Source organism: Psychrobacter sp. UBA6291, assembly GCF_002439405.1.
GTDB lineage: Bacteria > Pseudomonadota > Gammaproteobacteria > Pseudomonadales > Moraxellaceae > Psychrobacter > Psychrobacter faecalis.
On the sequence record NZ_DJUD01000034.1, the window covers coordinates 52,558 to 73,493 of the forward strand.

The 20,936-nt window shown below is 44.7% G+C and carries 12 protein-coding genes; 4 read left to right on the forward strand and 8 right to left on the reverse strand.

Features of this window, described 5'->3' with window-relative positions; genetic code table 11:
• Positions 1-169: 169 nt before the first annotated feature.
• The 4 genes from B3R91_RS05925 to B3R91_RS05940 all read right to left on the reverse strand — a co-directional run bounded on the left by B3R91_RS05925 (position 170) and on the right by B3R91_RS05940 (position 5,671).
• The gene (locus tag B3R91_RS05925; protein ID WP_286796835.1) at positions 170-661 is read right to left on the reverse strand and encodes a hypothetical protein; all 492 of its coding nucleotides are present in this window, start codon (positions 659-661) and stop codon (positions 170-172) included.
• 73 nt (positions 662-734) lie between these two features.
• Entirely contained in the window at positions 735-1,451 is a 717-nt protein-coding gene (rph, locus tag B3R91_RS05930; protein ID WP_068403634.1) for a ribonuclease PH, read from the reverse strand.
• A gap of 225 nt (positions 1,452-1,676) precedes the next feature.
• Positions 1,677-3,398: an AMP-binding protein gene (locus B3R91_RS05935; RefSeq protein WP_404814949.1), complete on the reverse strand. Its 1,722-nt coding sequence runs from the start codon at positions 3,396-3,398 to the stop codon at positions 1,677-1,679.
• Between the two features lie 545 nt (positions 3,399-3,943).
• Positions 3,944-5,671, reverse strand: a complete 1,728-nt coding sequence (locus B3R91_RS05940) for an AMP-binding protein (protein ID WP_286796837.1) — start codon at positions 5,669-5,671, stop codon at positions 3,944-3,946.
• A gap of 743 nt (positions 5,672-6,414) precedes the next feature.
• On the opposite strand from B3R91_RS05940, the gene parC reads away from it, so the two are divergent.
• From parC to B3R91_RS05955, 3 genes are all read left to right on the forward strand, one after another.
• A complete protein-coding gene (gene parC / locus B3R91_RS05945; protein ID WP_286796838.1) occupies positions 6,415-8,712 on the forward strand; it encodes a DNA topoisomerase IV subunit A in 2,298 nt (765 codons plus the stop codon).
• Positions 8,709-9,686 carry an NYN domain-containing protein gene (locus B3R91_RS05950; protein ID WP_286796839.1) on the forward strand — a complete coding sequence of 326 codons (978 nt, stop codon included), beginning with the start codon at positions 8,709-8,711 and terminating at the stop codon, positions 9,684-9,686. Before parC ends, B3R91_RS05950 begins: the two co-directional genes overlap by 4 nt.
• A 194-nt stretch (positions 9,687-9,880) precedes the next feature.
• Positions 9,881-10,711, forward strand: a complete 831-nt coding sequence (locus tag B3R91_RS05955) for a Cof-type HAD-IIB family hydrolase (RefSeq protein ID WP_191690242.1) — start codon at positions 9,881-9,883, stop codon at positions 10,709-10,711.
• Positions 10,712-10,799: 88 nt separating this feature from the next.
• On the opposite strand, the gene B3R91_RS05960 is transcribed toward B3R91_RS05955, so the two are convergent.
• Positions 10,800-11,063, reverse strand: a complete 264-nt coding sequence (locus B3R91_RS05960) for a hypothetical protein (RefSeq protein ID WP_286796840.1) — start codon at positions 11,061-11,063, stop codon at positions 10,800-10,802.
• Positions 11,064-11,446: 383 nt separating this feature from the next.
• On the opposite strand from B3R91_RS05960, the gene B3R91_RS05965 reads away from it, so the two are divergent.
• The gene (locus tag B3R91_RS05965) at positions 11,447-12,568 is read left to right on the forward strand and encodes an ABC transporter substrate-binding protein (protein ID WP_286796841.1); all 1,122 of its coding nucleotides are present in this window, start codon (positions 11,447-11,449) and stop codon (positions 12,566-12,568) included.
• A gap of 132 nt (positions 12,569-12,700) precedes the next feature.
• Here B3R91_RS05965 and B3R91_RS05970 read toward each other — a convergent pair whose 3' ends face one another.
• The 3 genes from B3R91_RS05970 to gltB form a co-directional block, all read right to left on the reverse strand.
• On the reverse strand, positions 12,701-13,936 hold the full coding sequence (locus B3R91_RS05970; protein WP_286796842.1) for an FUSC family protein: 1,236 nt from the start codon (positions 13,934-13,936) through the stop codon (positions 12,701-12,703).
• Between the two features lie 235 nt (positions 13,937-14,171).
• Positions 14,172-15,593, reverse strand: coding sequence for an FAD-dependent oxidoreductase (locus B3R91_RS05975; protein WP_201589697.1), 1,422 nt, complete (start codon positions 15,591-15,593; stop codon positions 14,172-14,174).
• A gap of 140 nt (positions 15,594-15,733) precedes the next feature.
• Positions 15,734-20,197 carry a glutamate synthase large subunit gene (gene gltB, locus B3R91_RS05980; protein ID WP_286796843.1) on the reverse strand — a complete coding sequence of 1,488 codons (4,464 nt, stop codon included), beginning with the start codon at positions 20,195-20,197 and terminating at the stop codon, positions 15,734-15,736.
• Positions 20,198-20,936 lie beyond the last annotated feature (739 nt).

Sequence of the window (20,936 nt, forward strand, 5' to 3'; positions counted from 1 at the left end):
ATTTTAAGGATAAGTGGTAAAACGAGGCTTGGTTTTTATGAAAATATGGTTTTTAGAAAGACATCGGCTTTAGAAATATGAACGGAGATTCAGAAAGAATAATTAGCTATTATCAGATTGTAGACTATTTATAGAAAAACAGACCAAAGGATAAAAGCTAATCAATAATTTACTCATCGCTCATTTTTATATTGGCATGGCGTTTGCTCAAAGCCTGACCTTGTAGGATGGCTTTGGCAGCGGTTGCTTCTTGGATATTATCAAAGCCACTGATTAGATATTTACGTATGTCATCACAGTCGACAATTTGTAGCTGCTCGCCAATTAAGGTAATTTTGTCGCCAGCGCTCAGATGGATATGCGCGCGTTTACCTTGATGGTCATGTACCAACTCGCCATCGCGCACCCACAAGACGCCGCTACTAATAACGCCGCTCATGGTTTTTTTACGCTGCTGGCGCTGACGATTAAAAATAAAACTACCAATAATCAATAATGCCAAAGCGCCAATTGCTAGGCGCTCAGGTAGCAAGCTCATTGCCAAAGCGACCGCCACTGCCCCAACCAGTAAAGCAGAGCCGAACCAGAATAGCCCGTTATCAGCTGCGGGCGACTGACCTTGCAAGGTGATTTTGGCGCCGTCATCGGTCAGCTTTAGCATGCATGATTACCTGTTTAAGAGCAGTGGATAGTTAAAAATTGAAATAAGCAGTTATAAAGGATGGGTTGGAAACTTACCAACCCAATGCTGTTTTTTGCATATCGATCAGCTCAGCGATGCCTTTTTCAGCAAGGATTAGCATAGCGTCTGCTTGAGCGCGGGTAAAAGGTTTTTCTTCTGCCGTACCCTGTAGTTCGATAAACTCACCTTTTTGGGTCATCACCACGTTTAAATCGGTATCACAGCTGGCGTCTTCTTCGTAGTTTAAGTCCAAATACGCTTCGCCATCTTTCATACCAACCGATACCGCAGCGACCAAACCAATTAACGGATCAGCTTTTAGTTTTTTGGCTTTTTGTAGGCTCTCTAATGCATCGATAAGGGCAATCGCCGCGCCCGTCACACTGGCGGTACGCGTGCCGCCATCCGCTTGTAATACATCACAATCAAGATAGATGGTATTTTCGCCAAGTTTACCCAAATCAATCATCGCTCTTAAGCTACGACCGATCAAACGCTGGATTTCTTGCGTGCGACCTGACTGTTTGCCGCGAGCCGCTTCGCGCTGATTACGAGTATTGGTCGCACGCGGTAGCATGCCGTACTCGGCAGTAACCCAGCCTTTGCCTTTACCTTTGAGCCAGCGCGGTACGCCTGCCTCCACGCTCGCGGTACATAGTACTTTGGTATCGCCAAAGCTGACCAATACTGAACCTTCAGCATGCTTCGTATAATGGCGCTCAAAGCTGATTGAGCGAAGTTGGTTAAGCTCACGGTTATCAATACGCATAAAATTTCCTAGTACGATGTTATAAAATCAAAGTGATAAAGCGTTATAAAACAATAGGGTCGTCGCGACGTTAACAGCTATGTTAGCAAGCGAAAAGATGACGTTATCCTAACGTGGCAGCGGCGCAATAGCAAGAATCACCAAGCTATTACGCCGCTACTTTCGCAAGATTTAGTGCTAAAAGTTTGATGCCAAGAGTTTAGTGTTAAAGGACTGCTGCCAACCTTATTCTAACCCTTCCATCTTACGCAATTCTTTACGCAGGATTTTACCGACGTTTGATTTTGGTAATTCATCTACGAACTGAATATGACGCGGACGCTTGTAACCAGTTAATTGCTTTTTGCCAAAATCAATCAGCTCTTGCTCAGTTACCTCGCCTTTTTTGACCACGAACAGCTTAGGATCTTCGCCGCGCTCGTCATTAGGAATGCCGATAGCGCCGCATTCTACCACATTCGGATGCTCGCTCATGGCTTCTTCGATTTCATTTGGGTAGACGTTAAAGCCTGACACCAAAATCATATCTTTTTTGCGATCAACGATTTTGATAAAGCCTTTTTCGTCCATGATACCGATATCGCCCGTTTTCAAGAAACCTTTGGCAGTAAAGGTCTCAGCCGTTTCTTGTGGGCGGTTTTGATAACCAATCATCACCTGTGGCCCTTTGACACAGATTTCGCCGCGATCGCCGAGTGCAACTTCATTTTCATCATCGTCGATTAAAATAATGTCGGTGCTAGAAGCAGGAATACCAATTTTACCGGTAAATTCAGAGATGGTCATCGGGTTAAAGGCCACTACTGGTGAGGTTTCCGACAAACCGTACCCCTCAACGATGGGCAAGCCAGTGATTTTATGCCACTCTTTTGCCACGCTTGGCAAGACCGACATGCCACCGCCAATCGAGGCTTTTAGATTAGAGAAATCTAAACCGGCAAAACCTTCTTTATGGACCAAACCGTTAAATAGGGTATTTACCGCCGGAATAAATGCCGGTTTATACTTCGCCATCTCTTTAATCAATCCATCCAAATCACGCGGATTTGGAATCAGCAAGCCAGCATAACCTTGATACATGCCGTACATACCGCAAACCATAAATGAGAACACATGGTATAGCGGCAGCGCGGTCAAAATCACGTCATCGGCATCGACATCGTCGTCGAAGGCGCTATTCATTAAGACACTGATTTGGAGCATGTTGGCGACTAAGTTGCCGTGTGACAGCATCGCACCTTTGGCAACACCGGTGGTACCGCCGGTATATTGCAACAAGGCGACATCGCTTAAGTTTAAATCAGGACGCTTATATTTACTCGCTGAAACGGCATTTAACGCGTGTTTGAAGCTCGTGCTACCGGGCAAGCGGTAGGCCGGAATCATCTTTTTCACGTGGCGCGCAACAAGATTGACGACGGTGCCTTTGACCAAACCAAGCATATCGCCCAATTTACAGACGATGACGTGCTGCACTTGACCTTTGTCTTCGGCTTCTTGGTAAGTTTTGGCAAAGTTTTCAACGATAAATAACGCCTTAGCGCCGCTATCGTTTAGCTGATGCGATAGCTCACGGCTGGTATATAGCGGGTTGACGTTGACCAAAATCATGCCAGCGCGGATGATACCGAGCATCACAATAGGATACTGCAAGATATTCGGCATCATAACGGCAACTTTGTCACCTTTGACCAATCCTAATGACTGCAAATAACTGGCGATTTGGCGGCTGTATAAATCTAATTGCTTAAAGGTGATTGACGAACCCATGCAAATATAAGCAGGTTTTTGCCCATAACGGCTAAAATTACGTTCGAACACTTCCAGTAAAGACGTATTGTCTTCTGGCATATCGATGGTTGCATTGATGCCATAACGCTCATACGCGCCTAACCACGGACTGTCGCTGTCTATCGTCGGCATGGTAGGAAAGGTATTTTCAACCATTGATTGGTTATCTGCCGCAGCGTTATGGTTTTTGGCTTCTTTATTGGTACTGTCCGTCATAATCTTCCCTAAATATTACTGTTAGTAAGTTGCTATCAAAATTTATTAAATAGAATCACCGTGGTTTATTACAATCACTGAGTTATAAAAGCAAAAACTTGTGAATAAGAAGTCTTATGACATAAGAAACTGCTTATTCAAGAGAATTTGTCATACGCTAACTTTTAAGTTAAAAATCTCGAGACATATAGAGCCTGTCTAAGGGTATTTATGACGATAATATTCTACATTTATCGTCAAATACACCTATTAAATACAAAATCTATGGGCAAGAACTATAGCAGTTTTGCGCCCAGTTCTCTATGAATACTAGCAAACCCTTATAGAAAAACAAAAAAAATGATAAGGTCATTTGCATAAGACCTTATCATCTTTCACCATTCGCCTATCAAATATCAAGATGTTTTTATCAATGCTCAGTATTGATAAAGCGCTATAAAAAGCCCGCTAAATTTGGTATTGGGCTATTTATGATATAAGACGGTTTAAGCGTGTTTCTTTTCTTCTAAGGCGCGTAAGTCTTTATGTAAAATCTTACCGACGTTAGATTTTGGCAGCTCGTCGATAAATTCAACATAACGAGGACGCTTATAACCGGTGAGATTTTCTTTGGCATAAGCAAGCACTTCCTCTTCGGTCAGGCTATTATCACTACGCACAACAAAAATCTTCGGCACTTCGCCGCTTTTTTCATCGTCGATACCGATAACGCCGCATTCCAAAATCTTTGGATGACCAGACATCACATCTTCTACTTCGTTTGGATAAACGTTAAAGCCTGAGACCAAAATCATATTCTTTTTGCGATCGACAATTTTAAAGTAACCTTCTTCATCCATCACGCCGATATCGCCGGTACGGAAATAGCCATCCGCCGTCATGACCTCAGCCGTCGCGTCTTCGCGTTTCCAGTAGCCCTTCATAACCTGCGGACCACGAACACAGATTTCGCCGCGCTCACCAATTGGCAACTCATTACCTTCTTCGTCCAAAATGGCCATGTCAGTCGCTGGCATCGGTAGACCGATATTTCCTGAGAACTTGCCGGTACCTTGCGGATTTGCCGACGCGACAGGAGATGTCTCTGATAAACCATAACCTTGCACGATAATATTGCCGGTTATTTTTTCCCACTTAGTCGCCGTGTCTTTTAATACTGCCATACCGCCGCCCATCGACATCTCAAGCTTGCTATGGTCCAATGCTTGAAAGGCTTCGCTGTTGGCAAGCGCGTTAAATAGCGTGTTGACCGCTGGAAAAAACGCCGGTGGATAATCTTTATAAGCTTTGATCAAGCTTGCGCCATCACGTGGATTTGGTACCAATAAGCCGATACAACCACTGTATAAACCGTACATACCACAAACGGTAAATGAGAAAATATGATACAGCGGCAAAGCGGTCATAATAACCGGCTGCTCATTACGCTCTTGGAACTTATCAAACGCATCGCCAAGATAAGTATCACACTGAATAAGGTTAGCGACCAAGTTGCCGTGCGTCAGCATCGCGCCTTTGGCAACGCCTGTGGTTCCACCGGTATATTGTAGTACCGCCACGTCATCAAGACCGATATTGGTTGGGCGTTTATAGTTTTTGACAGACAATTTATTGAGCGCTTTTTTAAAGTTTACGCTACCGTTAACCTTATAATCAGGCACCAGTTTTTTGACATGGCGCACGACGGCATTCACGATAAAGCCTTTTAACGGGCTCATCAAATCGCCCATCGAGGTAATGACGACGTGATCAACCAAGTCTTTACCGATGTCTTGATAGGTTTTGGCAAAGTTTTCTAGGATAAATAGCACTTTGGTATCAGAGTCTTTTAACTGATGCTCAAGCTCTTTGGTGGTATAAAGTGGATTGACATTGACCAAGGTCATGCCAGCGCGTAGCACGCCTAATACGGCAACCGGTAGCTGCAAAATATTGGGCATCATAACCGCTACTTTATCGCCTTTTTGTAGGCCAAGCGACTGTAGATACGCGGCAATTTGTTTGCTATAACGGTCTAAATCTTCATAAGAAAGCTTCACATCCATGCACACAAAAGCGGTACGGCCTGCATGGGTAACGAAATTCTGCTCGAGGATATCGATCAAAGAAGTATTGGCGGGCGGCATATCAATGTCGTATTGGATGCCAAGTTTTTCGTAAGTTTTTACCCACGGTTTGTCATCGCGACGAATTACGTTACCTTGATTTTCCATAATCTTACTGCTCCTAATAATAGTGTGCTGGTATCAATCCATCCCTAATCGAGAAGGTTAAACATATCTAACATCGCCGTACAGCTAACCATTGATATAACGTAAGTAATGGTAGGCGGCTAACGATATGGAATATGGTGAAGGATCAACAATATAGCGGTAAATAGCCCTTTGTTGATTAACATACACACTTTATACAAACTACTCAATACAAAAGATTGAAACTTGAGTTCTTAAACTTACTTGACGATACCTATCTTCATTAATATCAGTGACTTAAATACTAAAACTGGCTATAATTACGACTATTTATATAATAAACTTTTATTTGTTATTAAAAAATTTATCAGTTTTTTCACTATTTTCCACCATTTCTAAAATTATAAAACCGGCACATTTTTACTTTTGCTCAATACTTCATTCTCAATATTTGATATTAAAGCTGTTATATCAAGCGCGTCACGACCTGTCGTCTATTCTGACTTATCCCTTTTTAATTTTGCCAATATCCTTTACGATAGCACTATCTTATTTTTCCCTATTTTATCGATATAGTCAGTCCTAAATAAACTTAGTACAAGTATTATAACGCGCTACTGGTATTCATTTTCCTTGCTTGCTGTGCCTACGCAGACAGAGGCTGCGCAAAATTAATACCAGTAGCTCTGTGATTATTTTATAGTGGACTGCCTATATAAACTGATTAAAAACCTCTTTTAAGAATCAAAAGCGAACCCTATTTTATGTCCGATGTTATTGATACCATTGACCCTATTATTCCTAATGAACCGATGGATACCCGCTCCGTGGCAGAATTCACCGAGCAAGCTTATCTTAACTATGCCATGTACGTCATCATGGATCGCGCGTTGCCCAATATCGCCGACGGTCTAAAGCCCGTCCAGCGCCGTATCGTTTATGCGATGAGTGAGCTTGGGCTAAAATCGTCTGCCAAAGCCAAAAAATCAGCGCGTACGGTCGGTGACGTGCTGGGTAAATATCATCCGCATGGCGATATTGCCTGTTATGAAGCGATGGTGCTGATGGCGCAGCCGTTTAGTTATCGCTATCCGCTGATTACTGGTCAAGGTAACTGGGGCAGTCCTGATGATCCCAAATCCTTTGCTGCCATGCGTTATACCGAAGCCAAAATGTCTGCTTATGCCAATACCTTGCTTGCCGAGCTCGGCCAAGGCACGGTCGATTGGCAAGATAACTTTGATGGCACCATGCAAGAGCCGGTCACCCTGCCCGCGCGCTTGCCCAATATTTTATTGAATGGTACTACGGGTATCGCCGTCGGTATGGCAACCGATATCCCGCCGCATAACCTCAATGAAGTAGTACGGGCGGCAATTCGCTTGCTTAAAAACCCTGAGCTATCGGTCAAGCAATTGACCCAGTCGATACCCGCACCGGATTTGCCAACGCCTGCTGAAATCATCACCAGTAAAAAAGACTTACAGGCGATGTATGAAAGCGGACGCGGCAGTTATAAAATGCGCGCCACTTTTCATATTGACCCAAAAGAGAAGAATTTAGTCATCATCGACGCGCTTCCTTATCAAGTGTCAGGCAATAAAATTCAAGAGCAAATCGCTAAACTCATGATGGATAAAAAGCTGCCATGGGTAACGGATATCCATGACGAATCAGACCACGAAAACGCTTGCCGTATCGTACTTGAACTACGTTCATCGCGCGTCGATGTCGAGCGCGTCATGAGTCATTTATTTGCCAGTACTGACCTTGAGAGTAATTACCGCGTCAACATGAATATGATTGGCTTAAATGGTAAGCCGCAGGTCAAAAACCTCAAAGAAATCCTTGAAGAATGGCTTGTCTGTCGCCGCTCCGTGGTCACGCGCCGTCTGCAATATCGCCTCGACAAAATTGATAAACGCTTACATATCCTCGCAGGCTTGCTGATTGCTTATCTGAATATCGATGAAGTCATTCGTATTATTCGTGAAGAAGACGACCCAAAATTATCATTGATGCAAGGCTATGATCTGACTGAAATCCAAGCCAATGCTATCTTGGATATTCGACTGCGCCAGCTGGCAAGACTAGAAGAGATTGAGCTGCGCCGCGAGCAAGATGAACTGGCTGCCGAACGTGCCATCATTCAAGAATACTTGAACAATCCAGACAGCCTGACCAATCTGATGATTGACGAGCTTAGCGCCGACATGAAGGAACACGGCAACGAGCGCGTATCGCAATTGGCAGAACGTGAAGAAGCGCAAGCGTTAAAAGAGTCTGACCTCGTACCAAGCGAGCCTGTCACTGCCATCCTATCGAAAGCGGGCTGGATTCGCGCTGCCAAAGGTCACGACGTCGATGCTGCCGGCATGACTTACCGCTCAGGTGATAGCTATCAAGCGCATGTACGTGCTAAATCCAATGAAAGAATTTACGTACTCGACAGCACTGGACGCAGCTACAGTATCGACGCCCATAGCCTCGCCTCTGCTCGTGGTCAAGGCGATCCGCTGACCAGCGTACTCAAACCGCCAGCAGGCGCCAGCTTTGAGCAGTTATTAACGGGCGATAATAACCAACGTATCATCCTCGCAAGTTCAGCAGGTTACGGTTTTATCAACACCGTTGGCAATCTCGATAGCAATCAAAAAGCGGGTAAAAACATCATCAACCTAGCAACTGATAGCCGCTTGCTACCTGTTGCGCGGATCGATGCTAATGCAGAAGCTAATGGCGATAATAGTGAAGCGGTAACAGCCACACCTGACCATCTTGCTGTCGTGACCAATGCGGGCTATCTATTGATATTTGCTCTTGATGATTTGCCTGAACAGGCACGTGGTAAGGGTAATAAGCTAATCAAATTAAAAGACGGTGAAGAAGTACTTGCCATCACGCCACTCAGTCAGCAAGACAGCCTAGTCATCACCGCTGGCAAACGCCACGTGACGCTAAAGCCTAATGATTTGGCCAATTATACGGGCACTCGTGGTAATCGCGGCGGTCAGTTGCCAAGAGGCTTTCAGAATGTGACGAGTGTTGAGGTTGGGTTATGAAAAAATTTGCTGTATTAATTGATGCTGATAATTCATCACACCGCAGTATAGAGCCTATTCTAGAAGAGATTGCAAAATATGGTATTGCTAGTGTCAAACGCATTTATGGTGATTGGAGTGTAGAAGCGCTTCAATCATGGCGAGATAAACTATTGCCGAATGCTATTACACCTGTACAGCAATTTGCTTATGTAACTCAAAAAGATGCTACAGATATGAAATTAGTTATTGACGCTATGGATATACTATATGCAGGAGACGTCGATGGTTTTTGTATTGTCTCTAGTGATAGTGATTTCACGCCACTAGCATCTCGCATTCGTGAAAGCGGATTACTTGTTTATGGGTTTGGGAAAAAAAGTACGGTTAAATCATTTGTAAATGCCTGTGATAAGTTTATTTATGTAGAAAACTTATTACCTGAGCCTGAAAATAAGGCTTCCATAACAATAGTTAGGGTTGATAAAAAAGCAATAATCTCACAATCAGCGTCAATCGATGATAGAAATGCTGAAATTGATATCTCTACTCTAAATTTGATTTATAAAGCTATCAAAGATAACTCTGACGATGAAGGTTGGGCTAGCTTAGCAGTAATAGGTAACTATATTAATAATGTTAAACCAGATTTTGATACACGTACTTATGGACGTGCAAAGCTATCAGGGTTATTAAAAAAGCTAGTGAAGTTCGAATGCAAGATTGAAGACAGTCATATGCTAGTTAGAAAATTCAACTTTCCTGCTTTTATTGATATCGTTCGCACAACTATTATTAAATTAGCTAATGAGAATGAGGTTAGTGAAGATTGGGTTGGTTTATCTAATGTTATTGAGCAATTAAAGTGCCAAACCCTTAACAATCCAGTCTTAGACCATCTTACAGAACACGAAATTGAGCAAAAGATTTTAGCCATTGACCCAAAGTATGTTAATTTTAGCACTGATAAAAGTCTTATTAGGGTTAACGCTTAATATATAAATATGGGTTGAAGAAAATTAAGACTAAAGTTTGAGTAGGGTGCGTTCCACGCACCGATAAGATTAATAAAGTATGGAAATAGTGCGCTGGGCGCACCCTACATTTAAAATTATTCAGCAAATCTCAACGACTTTTTATACTTGCTTTGAATACCTATACAGTCGGTTTTTAAATATAAAGGATACTCATGTTTATTGTAGATAAGGCGGCGCCAGCCAGTATCAATCATACATTGCCTGTACCGAAAGTGATATTTTTTGACATTGATGACACGCTCAGCCGTAATGGCATCATCGCTACGCACAACCAAGCGACGCTTGAGGCGCTGGCCAAAACTGATATTAAACTGGTGATTTCGACCGGACGCTCTAAAGCGATATTGCCAGCGGATATTTTAGCCTTGCTCGAAGCGGATGTCTTAGATGCCATTATTTGTATGAATGGACAATATAGTTTTGATAATAAAGGCTTGATTAGCCATTATCCATTGTCTGCTGAGCAAGCGGACAAAATCGTGCAGTTATGCCAAACCAGTCAGCTGATTCATAAGTTTGACTCGGCGACGCACATTGCTTGGTCAGACGAAAATGAGCGTTTGCGTGATTTTAATGCCAAAACGCCCAACTCTATCGTGGATCCACTCTATTATCAATCAAACCCTGTTTATCAATGCTCAGTGTTTTTTAACAATCAATTCGATAAAATGCAAGATATCGACTTTGCACAGGACGATTTAAAACTGGTACATTGGCATCATATTGGCGCAGATATTTTGCCCGCCAATGCTTCTAAAGCGCGTGGTATCAAAGACGTCTGTCGCTATTATGGCGTAGATGCAAGCGAATGCATGGCGTTTGGCGATGGCATGAATGACTTAGAGATGTTTGATTTGGTCGGCTATGCAGTAGCGATGGGCGATGCCCAGCCTGCGTTGATTGAGCGCGCAGATTTTGTCACCGGTACGATTGAAGAGCGCGGCATCCAGTCGGTACTCGAGCAATTTCATATAGCGTCTTGATAAATAGTATATAAAAACCGCTATTTATTTAAGGCGTATCCTCCTTTTTAAAAGAAGAGCACGTCCTAGCAAAGTTTAACGACGCTATTTAACGACGCTTAGCCATTAAACCATAAAACCAGCTACCGACTTTATAAAATCCGACGATGATTAAAATAATTACCAACGCTGCGAGCACATAAGCCAGCCAATTTGGCACGTGGCTTAACCAGCCAATGGTAAATGCTAAACCCAGATAGGTTTCAACTGGCCAATTTAGAATTGGGGTTGGCGAGCCCGAATTAAATACCATCATAAAACCTATGATGCCAATCAAAGCCATCACTATCCCAGCGCGTACACGATTATTCATTGTCTTCCTCTTCTAATTCACTCAAATTGGGTAAAATTGTCTTATTTTTATTGTTTAAAGTCTTATACGGCAACTATAGTGGCATAAAACGCGCCTATCATGTCGCCTTTTCGACTACGATGCTATGGTAAATCTGTTTATTCTATAAAAGGCTATTGTTAAATCAAGCATGATAAAAATCGGCATTTGTCATCATTTATGATCATTTGGCATATTATTTTTAATCGCCTGAGCTGTAACGATACTAGTAAAACGCTAAGTACGATTGCCCTTTAAATTATGCTCAATCATAGCCATAATGGTTTGCATAGCTGTAAATTTAGCATCGTGCCTGTTTTACGGGTTTTCTTGCTTTGCACCATTCTTATTTTAGGAGAGATATTTTGACTCATTTATCATCGTCGCGTGCTGCCGCTCGTAGCGCTCACATGCTTCCAAAAGCCTTATTAGCCGTGGCAGTTGGGCTCGTACTTGTGAGCTGTAGTAAATCAGATAATGCCGCTACCGATGGCGCTGCGCCCAGTGCAGAAACGTTAAACCTGTATAACTGGTCGGAATATATGCCGCAAGAAATCCTCGATGGTTTTACCAAAGAGACCGGCATTCGGGTCAATTACACCACTTTTGACTCGAACGAAGCGATGTACGCTAAGCTTAAATTGCTTGATGATTCCAGCCAATACGATTTAGCGATTCCATCGACGTATTATGTGGAAAAAATGGCCAAAGAAGGACTGCTACAAGAGCTTGATAAATCCAAATTAAGCAACTTTAAAAATCTTGATACCTCCTTTACCAATACCAAGGTTGACCCAGAAAATAAATACTCGATTCCTTATATGTGGGGCAGCACCGGCCTTGCCATCAATGGCGAAGCGGTCGATCCTGCCACCGTAAATAGCTGGAATGACTTATGGCGTCCTGAGTATAAAGGTCAAGTGATGCTAATGAATGACATGCGCGAAGTGTTTGGCATGGCGCTATTGACCCTTGGCTATTCAGGTAATAGTAAAAATCCTGAGGAAATCAAAGCCGCTTACGAGAAGCTAACGACCTTGATGCCAAATGTAAAAACCTTCAACTCGGACGCCTCGCGCATGCCCTATATGGAAGGCGAAACCACGGTTGGTATGAGCTGGAATGGTGAAGCCATCATCGCCAATAACGAAGGCTTGACTAGCTTGGTGTATAAATATCCAACTGAAGGGGCTATTCTTTGGATGGACAGCTTTGTCATTCCTAAAAATGCCAAACAGGTGGATGCGGCGCACAAATTTATTGATTATTTACTGCGTCCTGAGAACTCTAAAATCGTCAGTGAAGAGATTGGTTACGCCTCGCCGAATATGGCCGCGCGTGAGCTGATGCCAGAAGAGGTGCGCAACAATCCAACCATTTATCCAAGCAAAGAAGTATTGGCAAAAGCGGAGTTTCAAGAAGATGTCGGTGATGAAGCGTTGCAAGTTTATCAGCAGTATTGGAATAAGCTTAAAACAGGGCGTTAATTCTGTAAGTTAATACACATTTATTAATTGCTGTTTTAGATGCCTATTATCTATCCAAAAAACGCTGCCTTTATTAAGTCAGCGTTTTTTATTTGTCTTTTATTTGGTTGCTATTTTTTATTTGGCTTTTATTTATAAGTGCAAATCGGTTTCGCTGCCTTTATGCTCGATACGGCGCTGCTCGCGGCGCTGATAGCGCAACCCAGAGGCAGCAAACCATTGCGGCTTGGTGGTTTGCAATAATTCACTAAGGCGCTGTAACTGTACTTGCAGCGTTTGGGTGAGCCAAAAATAGCCTTGCCACTCAAAGCCTAAGTTTTCCACACTTGGATATTCTGATACCGCAATGCGCGTAATCGGGCGAAACACTTCATCATTTGGACTGCGTAATACCGCCGCCATATGCTGCATCGCTTGGGTCAGTTCGTGCTGATAATGAATCAGTAAAATATGGTTTTCATCGTCAATTTCGATATTTGCCAAGCGCGGCGCCGCACTTAATAATAAATCAATCGTACCAATAATATTGCGATGGGTACGCTGAATGGTCTCTAGCGTTTCTTTATCAATGCCAGATTCGCTCGCTGTGGCGGCGATATGCGGGCGTACGGCAAGCAGGCGCTTATTGATTTTCTGTAGGGCTTTGACCAAAGATTTATTAACGGGTGTATCTGGTACAGCCGGATTTTTTGGGTAAATAATACTGGCTGAACTGGTCGCCTTACTATATTTAAAGGGTTTTGGTACTAAAATCTCGGCATCAATATGATTGCCTACCCCAGCGTATAAATTACCACAGGTTTCAAGGTTGCTGGCCAATAAAAACCGCCACATTAGCGTTGATTTCAGCGGTAAAATCAAGGTCGCAGCGACCGCAACCCCTGCGCCAAGTAAAATATTAATGGCGCGATACAGACCGTCTTGGGTGATATTGCTATGGTCGGGGCTTGAGACAATCATCAGCATGGTAATTCCCGTTAGCAGCCCGATATAACCCAACTGCTTAACCGCCACGTAGCCAATGATGCCGCTGATAATACCAATCAGCCCATAGTATAACCATAGCCAGCCGCCGGTATCTTGAATTAACCATAAAAAGCTCAGCCCGACCACCACACCTAATAAAGTGCCGAGTATCCGCTCTTTGGCCTTGGTATAAATCGCTCCTTGATATTGCAACAAACCCAATATCACGAACACAGTAATGGTCGTCCACTCGCCATGTGGCAAGTGGGTAAACTCATTTAACAACAGGGCAATAAGCACGGCCACGCCCAAACGTATGGCATGCAAAACATCGGCATGCTGATAGCGGGCGTAAGGCTCTACAAACGGCGCGGTAAATCGTTGCCAAAAAGTCGGTTTCACGCAGGGCGTCTCTTATAATGGATAAATAAAAAGTAGCTTAAATGATAACTGCTAGCTTAACCATTCATAAAGCAATTATCAAAAAAATAACGCCTTTTATCCCGTAAAGATAAAAGACGTCAACGTTATAGTTATAAACATGCAAGGGCGTGTCCTCATTTTAAAAATGATGAAAAAGCATATTTGGATTTGGCTATTGATAACTACCAATAGCCAAATACTAGACTTCTAAAAGCTAGACTTCTAAGAAATCTAAAATACCTTCTGCCGCTTCACGACCTTCCCAAATCGCCGTCACCACCAAATCAGAGCCGCGCACCATATCGCCACCGGCAAATATTTTTGGGTTGCTGGTTTGGAATTTAAAGGTTTGTTTTTCGGTGGCGACCACTCGACCCGAGCCGTCCATTGTCACTTGCTGACTGGCAAACCAATCGGCCGGGCTAGGACGGAAACCAAAAGCCAGAATAACCGCATCACACGGGATGATTTCTTCTGAATTGGGAATAGGCTCAGGGTGGCGGCGACCATGACTGTCAGGCGCGCCCAGATGCGTGGTAATCACCTTAACCGCGTTTACCTTGCCATTTAAGCCAATGATTTCGGTCGGTTGACGATTGAATAAAAACTCAACGCCTTCTTCGCGCGCATTGACCACCTCACGGCGAGAGCCGGGCATATTTTCTTCGTCACGGCGATAAGCGCAAACCACTTGCTGCGCGCCTTGACGCACACTGCTACGGTTACAGTCCATCGCGGTATCACCGCCGCCTAGCACCACCACTTTTTTGCCTTTTAAATCGATATAGTCTGCTGAATTTTTTTCCCAGTCATTGCAGCGATTGACGTTAGCTATCAGATAATCTAGCGCATCGTAGACGCCTTCTAGCTCTTCGCCTGCAAAGCCGCCGCGCATATAAGTATAAGTGCCCATGCCCATAAATACCGCATCGTACTCGCTTAACAACTCATCAATACTGACGTCGCTGCCGATTTCGGTCTCTAAACGGAACTCCATGCCCATACCTTCGAAAATGACACGGCGATTGCGCATGACATCTTTTTCCATTTTGAACTCTGGAATACCAAAGGTTAATAAACCGCCAATCTCAGGACGCTTATCAAAGATAACAGGTTTGACCCCGTTTCTGACTAAGATATCGGCGCAGCCCAGTCCTGCAGGCCCTGCGCCAATAATAGCGACTTTTTTATCCGTCCAAACCACCTCGGACATATCAGGACGCCAGCCAAGGGCAAAAGCGGTGTCGTTGATATACTTCTCAACATTGCCAATGGTGACCGCGCCAAAGCCATCGTTTAGCGTACAAGCGCCTTCACACAAGCGGTCTTGCGGGCAGACACGGCCACAAACTTCAGGCAAAGTATTGGTTTGATGACACAATTCTGCTGCCTGAAATATTTGTCCCTCGCTTGCTAATTTAAGCCAGTTGGGAATGTAATTATGTACCGGACATTTCCACTCGCAGTATGGATTGCCGCACTCAAGACAGCGGTGCGATTGCTGCGCTACTGATTCGCTATCGAACGGCTGATATATTTCTACAAACTCTGTTGAGCGCGTAACGATGTCTTTTTTAATCGGCTCAAGGCGCGGTACATCTAAAAACTGAAAACTATTTTCTAAGCGTTTTGCCATGGTATTGTCTCTTTTATAGTGGGTAACGACAGCCAATATCTGTAGCTTAAATGAGGCAAATTTACGGATAAAGGTTGTCATTTACCTGCTTAAAACCTATGAATTAAACTGCTTGTAAACCTATTATTGACCAAGCCAATTTATTGTGGGTCAGCCGTCGTGGTTTTAAGCAGGGTCGCAACGTTTGCCGCTTTGGGTTTTACCAAATAGAACTTACGCGCGTAATGCTCAAAATCCGCTAAGATGGTTTGCCCCCACGCACTGCCCGTTTTATCTACATGGGTTTCAATCACTTGTTGCAAGTAAATACGATGACCTTCCATTTGCTCGCTTGAGATACGGTTTAAATCAATCAGTTCATGATTACAGCGGTCAAAAAAGTCACCATCCATATCTAGGACATAAGCAAAGCCGCCGGTCATGCCTGCGCCGAAATTCAGCCCCGTACGCCCAAGAACGGTAATGATGCCGCCGGTCATATACTCACAGCAATGGTCGCCCGTGCCTTCGATAACCGCATGAGCACCCGAATTACGGACGCCGAAACGCTCGCCTGCTGTACCCGCCGCATACAACTTGCCACCAGTTGCGCCATACAGACAAGTGTTGCCGATGATGGCGGTTTCATGCGTGGTGAAACTTGAATCTTGCGGTGGATAAATGACAATCTCACCGCCCGCCATGCCTTTACCAACATAGTCATTGGCATCGCCTTCTAGCTCAATATGCAAACCGCCTGCATTCCAGACCCCCAAACTCTGACCTGCGGTACCGTTTAGGTGCAGTTTAATGGGCCTATCACTCATACCAAGGTTGCCCCAGACCTGCGCAATCTCGCCAGAGATACGCGCGCCGATAGAGCGATCACAGTTGCCGACGGCATAGCTGAAATCGCCGCCGTTCCCTTGACGGATACTCAGCAGCATATCGTTAATCATTTGCTCAGCAAGCAAGCCTTTATCAAACGGCTCATTGCGCGCCACCTGACAAGTTTGCGCTTTGCCACTACTCGCTGGATGACTAAACAATAACGGCGTTAAATCCAAATGACGCTGCTTATCGGTATTGCCTTCTAATACGTCAAGCAAATCAGTGCGTCCGACCAGCTCTTCCATACTGCGTACACCGAGAGCGGCAAGCCATTCACGCGTTTCGGTTGCGACAAATTTAAAGAAGTTAATCAGCATTTCCGCTTCACCGATGAAATGCTCATCACGTAGCTGGGCTTTTTGGGTGGCAACGCCGGTTGGACAGTTATTAAGATGGCAAATCCGCAAGTATTTACAGCCAACAGCAATCATCGGCGTGGTGCCAAAGCCAAAGCTTTCAGCACCCAGAATTGCTGCTTTGACCACATCAAGACCCGTTTTTAGACCGCCATCGGTTTGAATACGAACTTTATCACGCAAGCCGTTGACCCGAAGCGATTGATGGGTTTCAGCAAGCCCCAGCTCCCACGGCGAGCCAGCATGATGGATAGATGACAGTGGCGATGCTGCCGTGCCACCATCATAGCCTGAGATGGTAATTAGGTCAGCGTAGGCTTTTGCCACGCCCGTTGCAATGGTGCCAACACCCGGACGTGAGACCAGCTTCACCGATACTAACGCATCTGGATTGACTTGTTTTAAATCAAAAATTAGCTGTGCCAAATCTTCGATAGAATAAATATCATGATGCGGCGGCGGCGATATAAGCGTCACCCCCGGTACCGAATAACGCAGGCGAGCGATGAGCGCATTAACCTTACCGCCCGGCAGCTGACCGCCCTCACCCGGTTTCGCCCCTTGAGCAACTTTAATTTGCAGCACTTCTGCCGAACGCAGATACGCCGGTGTGACCCCAAAGCGACCTGAGGCAATTTGCTTAATTTTTGAGTTACGTAGAGTGCCATAACGCACAGGATCTTCGCCGCCTTCACCAGAGTTTGAGCGACCACCGATGGTATTCATCGCTATGGCAATCGCTTCATGGGCTTCGGGTGACAATGCCCCTAAAGACATGCCAGCAGAATCAAAGCGCGATAAAATTGCTGAGATGTCTTCGACGTCATTTACGTCAATTGAGTTATCGGTTTTTAATTGCAACAAATCGCGCAAGGTTGCTACGGGACGGCTATTAACCAAATCGGCATAGTTACGATAATTGATATAATCACCGGTACGTACGGCGGTATGTAGGCTATTAATCACGTCAGGATTAAAGGCATGGTATTCTTTATTAAAGACAAATTTTAGCAAGCCACCTTGATCGAGGGGCGCACGACGTTTAAAGGCATTGGCAGCCAATTGTGCTTGGTCAGCAGCTAAATCGGCAAAGGTTGCGCCCTTAATACGGCTTTGCACCCCTTTAAAGCATAAGCTCACCACTTCTTCAGAAAGCCCAACCGCTTCAAATAATTGCGCGCCGCGATAAGAGACAATGGTTGAGATACCCATTTTTGATAAGATTTTTAGCAACCCTTTATCCAAGCCTTTACGGAAATTTACCCGCGCTTGAATCGGATCGCCGAGCAGCTCACCAGTCGCCACCAAATCATCGATGACGTCATAGGCCAGATATGGATACACACAAGTCGCGCCAAAGCCGATTAGTACCGCCACTTGATGTGAATCGCGTGCCAGACCAGTCTCGATAATTAAATTGGCATCGGTACGAATACCTTGGGCAATCAGATAATGATGCACCGCACCAGTGACCATAATGGCGTTGGCCGGTAGTTTGTCGGCGGCGATATTCTTATCAGACAACACAATCAAAGTAAAACCCGCACGAATGCTGCTTGCCACTTGCTCACAAATGGCTTTGATGGCGGCTGCTAGCTCAAGATTGGCGTCATAGTTTAAGTCGATACGCGTCATTTGAAACGCTGGATCTGCCAAGGTTTCGAGCTGCTGCATTTTGCTTGCTGATAAAACCGGCGACGATAAGATAATACGATGCGCGTCGCGCGCTGACGGCGCAAACACGTTAGTCTCAGCACCAAGACACGTCTGTAGCGACATCACGATGGACTCACGCAACGGGTCTATCGGTGGATTGGTCACCTGCGCAAACTGCTGGCGGAAAAAGTCACCGACATGACGTATTTGCTGCGATAGCACCGCCATCGGCGTATCATCGCCCATCGAGCCGACGGGTTCTTGACCATTTTCGGCATTAGGACGAATGATTTCAGTGCGCTCTTCATTGGTGATGTGATACATTTTTTGCAAAGCTTTTAGCGGCTCACCGCGGCAGGCTTGGGCGGCAAGCATTTCTTCTAAGCGCTCATCATCACGAATACGCGTCGCTTCTTCGCGCAGCCATTTACGATACGGATGTGCTTTTTTCAGTAACGTCGCAATCGCTTTGGTATCCATAATTTGACCAGTCATGGTATCGATAACTAACATCTGACCGGGCCCAACGCGCCCTTTAGCAAGCACATCTTTTGGCGCATAATCCCAAACGCCGACTTCTGAGGCCACCGTGATATAGCCGTTCTTGGTGGTCACCCAACGCGACGGCCGCAGACCATTACGGTCAAGCATACAGACCGCATAGCGACCGTCTTGAATGACTAGCCCTGCTGGGCCGTCCCACGCCTCCATATGCTGCGAGTAAAACTCATAAAACGCGCGCAAGTCCATATCCATGCTATCGACATTTTGCCAAGCGGGTGGTACTAGAATCGACATCGAGTGGAATAAACTCATACCGCCCGACATCAGGACTTCGAGCATATTATCTAAGCTCGATGAATCCGAACCCGTGCTATTAACCAATGGCGTTAGTTCGCTTAAATTGGGCAATTTATCAGATTTTAATTTTGGCGTGCGCGCTTCAGACCAGCTACGGTTGCCGGTGATGGTATTAAGCTCACCATTGTGCGCCAGATAGCGAAAAGGCTGTGCTAGGGGCCAACGCGGCAAGGTATTGGTTGAAAAACGCTGATGGAAGACCACGATATGCGAGGCCAAACGCGTATCTTGTAAGTCTAAAAAGAACACTGGCAGGTCTGATGGCATGACCAAACCTTTATAGATAATGGTCTGACAGTTTAATGAACAAACATAAAATAACTCGTCATCATGCAGACGCTGTTCGGCTTTTTTACGGGCGACAAATAATTTGCGGTTAAAGTCATCGGCCGCTATCTCGTCTGGTGCATTGACAAATATCTGCTGAAAACCAGGTAGTGTCTGACGCCCAATCTCACCAACGATACTTAAATCAAGCGGCACATCGCGCCAGCCCGCCACTGCTAACCCTTGGGCGGCAATCTCTTCATTAAGCACCTGCTGACTATACTGCGCTTTTGTCTCATCCAAACTGACAAACACCATGCCAACGGCAAAATCGGCTGTCAAGGTAAAGCCTTGCTCAGCGGCGATATCGCTAAAAAATACCGTCGGCGTTGCCAGCAATAAACCGCAGCCATCGCCAGTCTTACCATCAGCGGCAACGCCGCCGCGATGGGTCATACAGCTTAGACTATGAATGGCTGTTTTTACCAAATCGTGACTGGCTTGGCCCTCGATATGAGCTATCAAACCAAAGCCGCAGTTATCAGAGAAGTCATCTGGGGTCGCCAAATGCGTAGAGGAGGAAATCATTGACATAGCTTGTCCTTTTGAGTGAGCGGACGGCCTATACTTTCAATATGAAGTAGCAACCAAACTCCGCGGGCAGAACGGGCTAAATATATTCACATAATCGGATTAATAAAGCGCAAGCGGAGAAAATAGTGCAAGCGTTTTGAGGGTGATAAAAATACTTATCACGACTCTCTTTATTTTATAACCATCACAGCGATTGATTTAACGTTACCGCTAAGACATCTATACCTAAATTCTTATCGGACTCTACTTACTTTTATGTCTGTTTTAACGGTTAAAAACTCAATATGAGCGGCGTAAACGTTAATAAAAACGGTGACGCCTTAACCCCTCCAATGGACAATAAGCAAAGCAGCTGATAAGAAAGTTATGGATAAATTGGCGATGGATAGGTTAAACCGCCGTCAAATATGAATATCAGACGCTCTACATTCAAGCGCCTTAACAATCCCAATCGGGATAAAATGAGGAGTTGCGCCACTTGCGATAAGCTTAAATAGGTAGCAAGTAGCAGCGCTTGAAACGACCATATCGAGGTATGAAATAACAGTTTACGATAACTATACAGAACGTCGCCCTCAGTTATCTTAGTGAATGATGACTAAAAAATCTAGTCTTTTCTGTCAACTCATACTCTAGATTTTGTAAAAAAAATATATTATCAATGACACATTAATGACTAACTATTGAGAATAATTACTTATTCAAAGCCGCTTTTATAAGCCTAGATTCAAATAAGAAG

Excerpts from the sequence above, each read along its gene's own strand:
- B3R91_RS05955 (WP_191690242.1), top strand. The coding sequence starts at position 9,881 with ATGTTTATTGTAGATAAGGCGGCGCCAGCCAGTATCAATCATACATTG.
- B3R91_RS05960 (WP_286796840.1), bottom strand. The coding sequence starts at position 11,063 with ATGAATAATCGTGTACGCGCTGGGATAGTGATGGCTTTGATTGGCATC.
- B3R91_RS05935 (WP_404814949.1), bottom strand. The coding sequence starts at position 3,398 with ATGGTTGAAAATACCTTTCCTACCATGCCGACGATAGACAGCGACAGT.
- gltB (WP_286796843.1), bottom strand. The coding sequence starts at position 20,197 with ATGTCAATGATTTCCTCCTCTACGCATTTGGCGACCCCAGATGACTTC.
- B3R91_RS05950 (WP_286796839.1), top strand. The coding sequence starts at position 8,709 with ATGAAAAAATTTGCTGTATTAATTGATGCTGATAATTCATCACACCGC.
- B3R91_RS05975 (WP_201589697.1), bottom strand. The coding sequence starts at position 15,593 with ATGGCAAAACGCTTAGAAAATAGTTTTCAGTTTTTAGATGTACCGCGC.
- parC (WP_286796838.1), top strand. The coding sequence starts at position 6,415 with ATGTCCGATGTTATTGATACCATTGACCCTATTATTCCTAATGAACCG.
- B3R91_RS05925 (WP_286796835.1), bottom strand. The coding sequence starts at position 661 with ATGCTAAAGCTGACCGATGACGGCGCCAAAATCACCTTGCAAGGTCAG.
- rph (WP_068403634.1), bottom strand. The coding sequence starts at position 1,451 with ATGCGTATTGATAACCGTGAGCTTAACCAACTTCGCTCAATCAGCTTT.
- B3R91_RS05940 (WP_286796837.1), bottom strand. The coding sequence starts at position 5,671 with ATGGAAAATCAAGGTAACGTAATTCGTCGCGATGACAAACCGTGGGTA.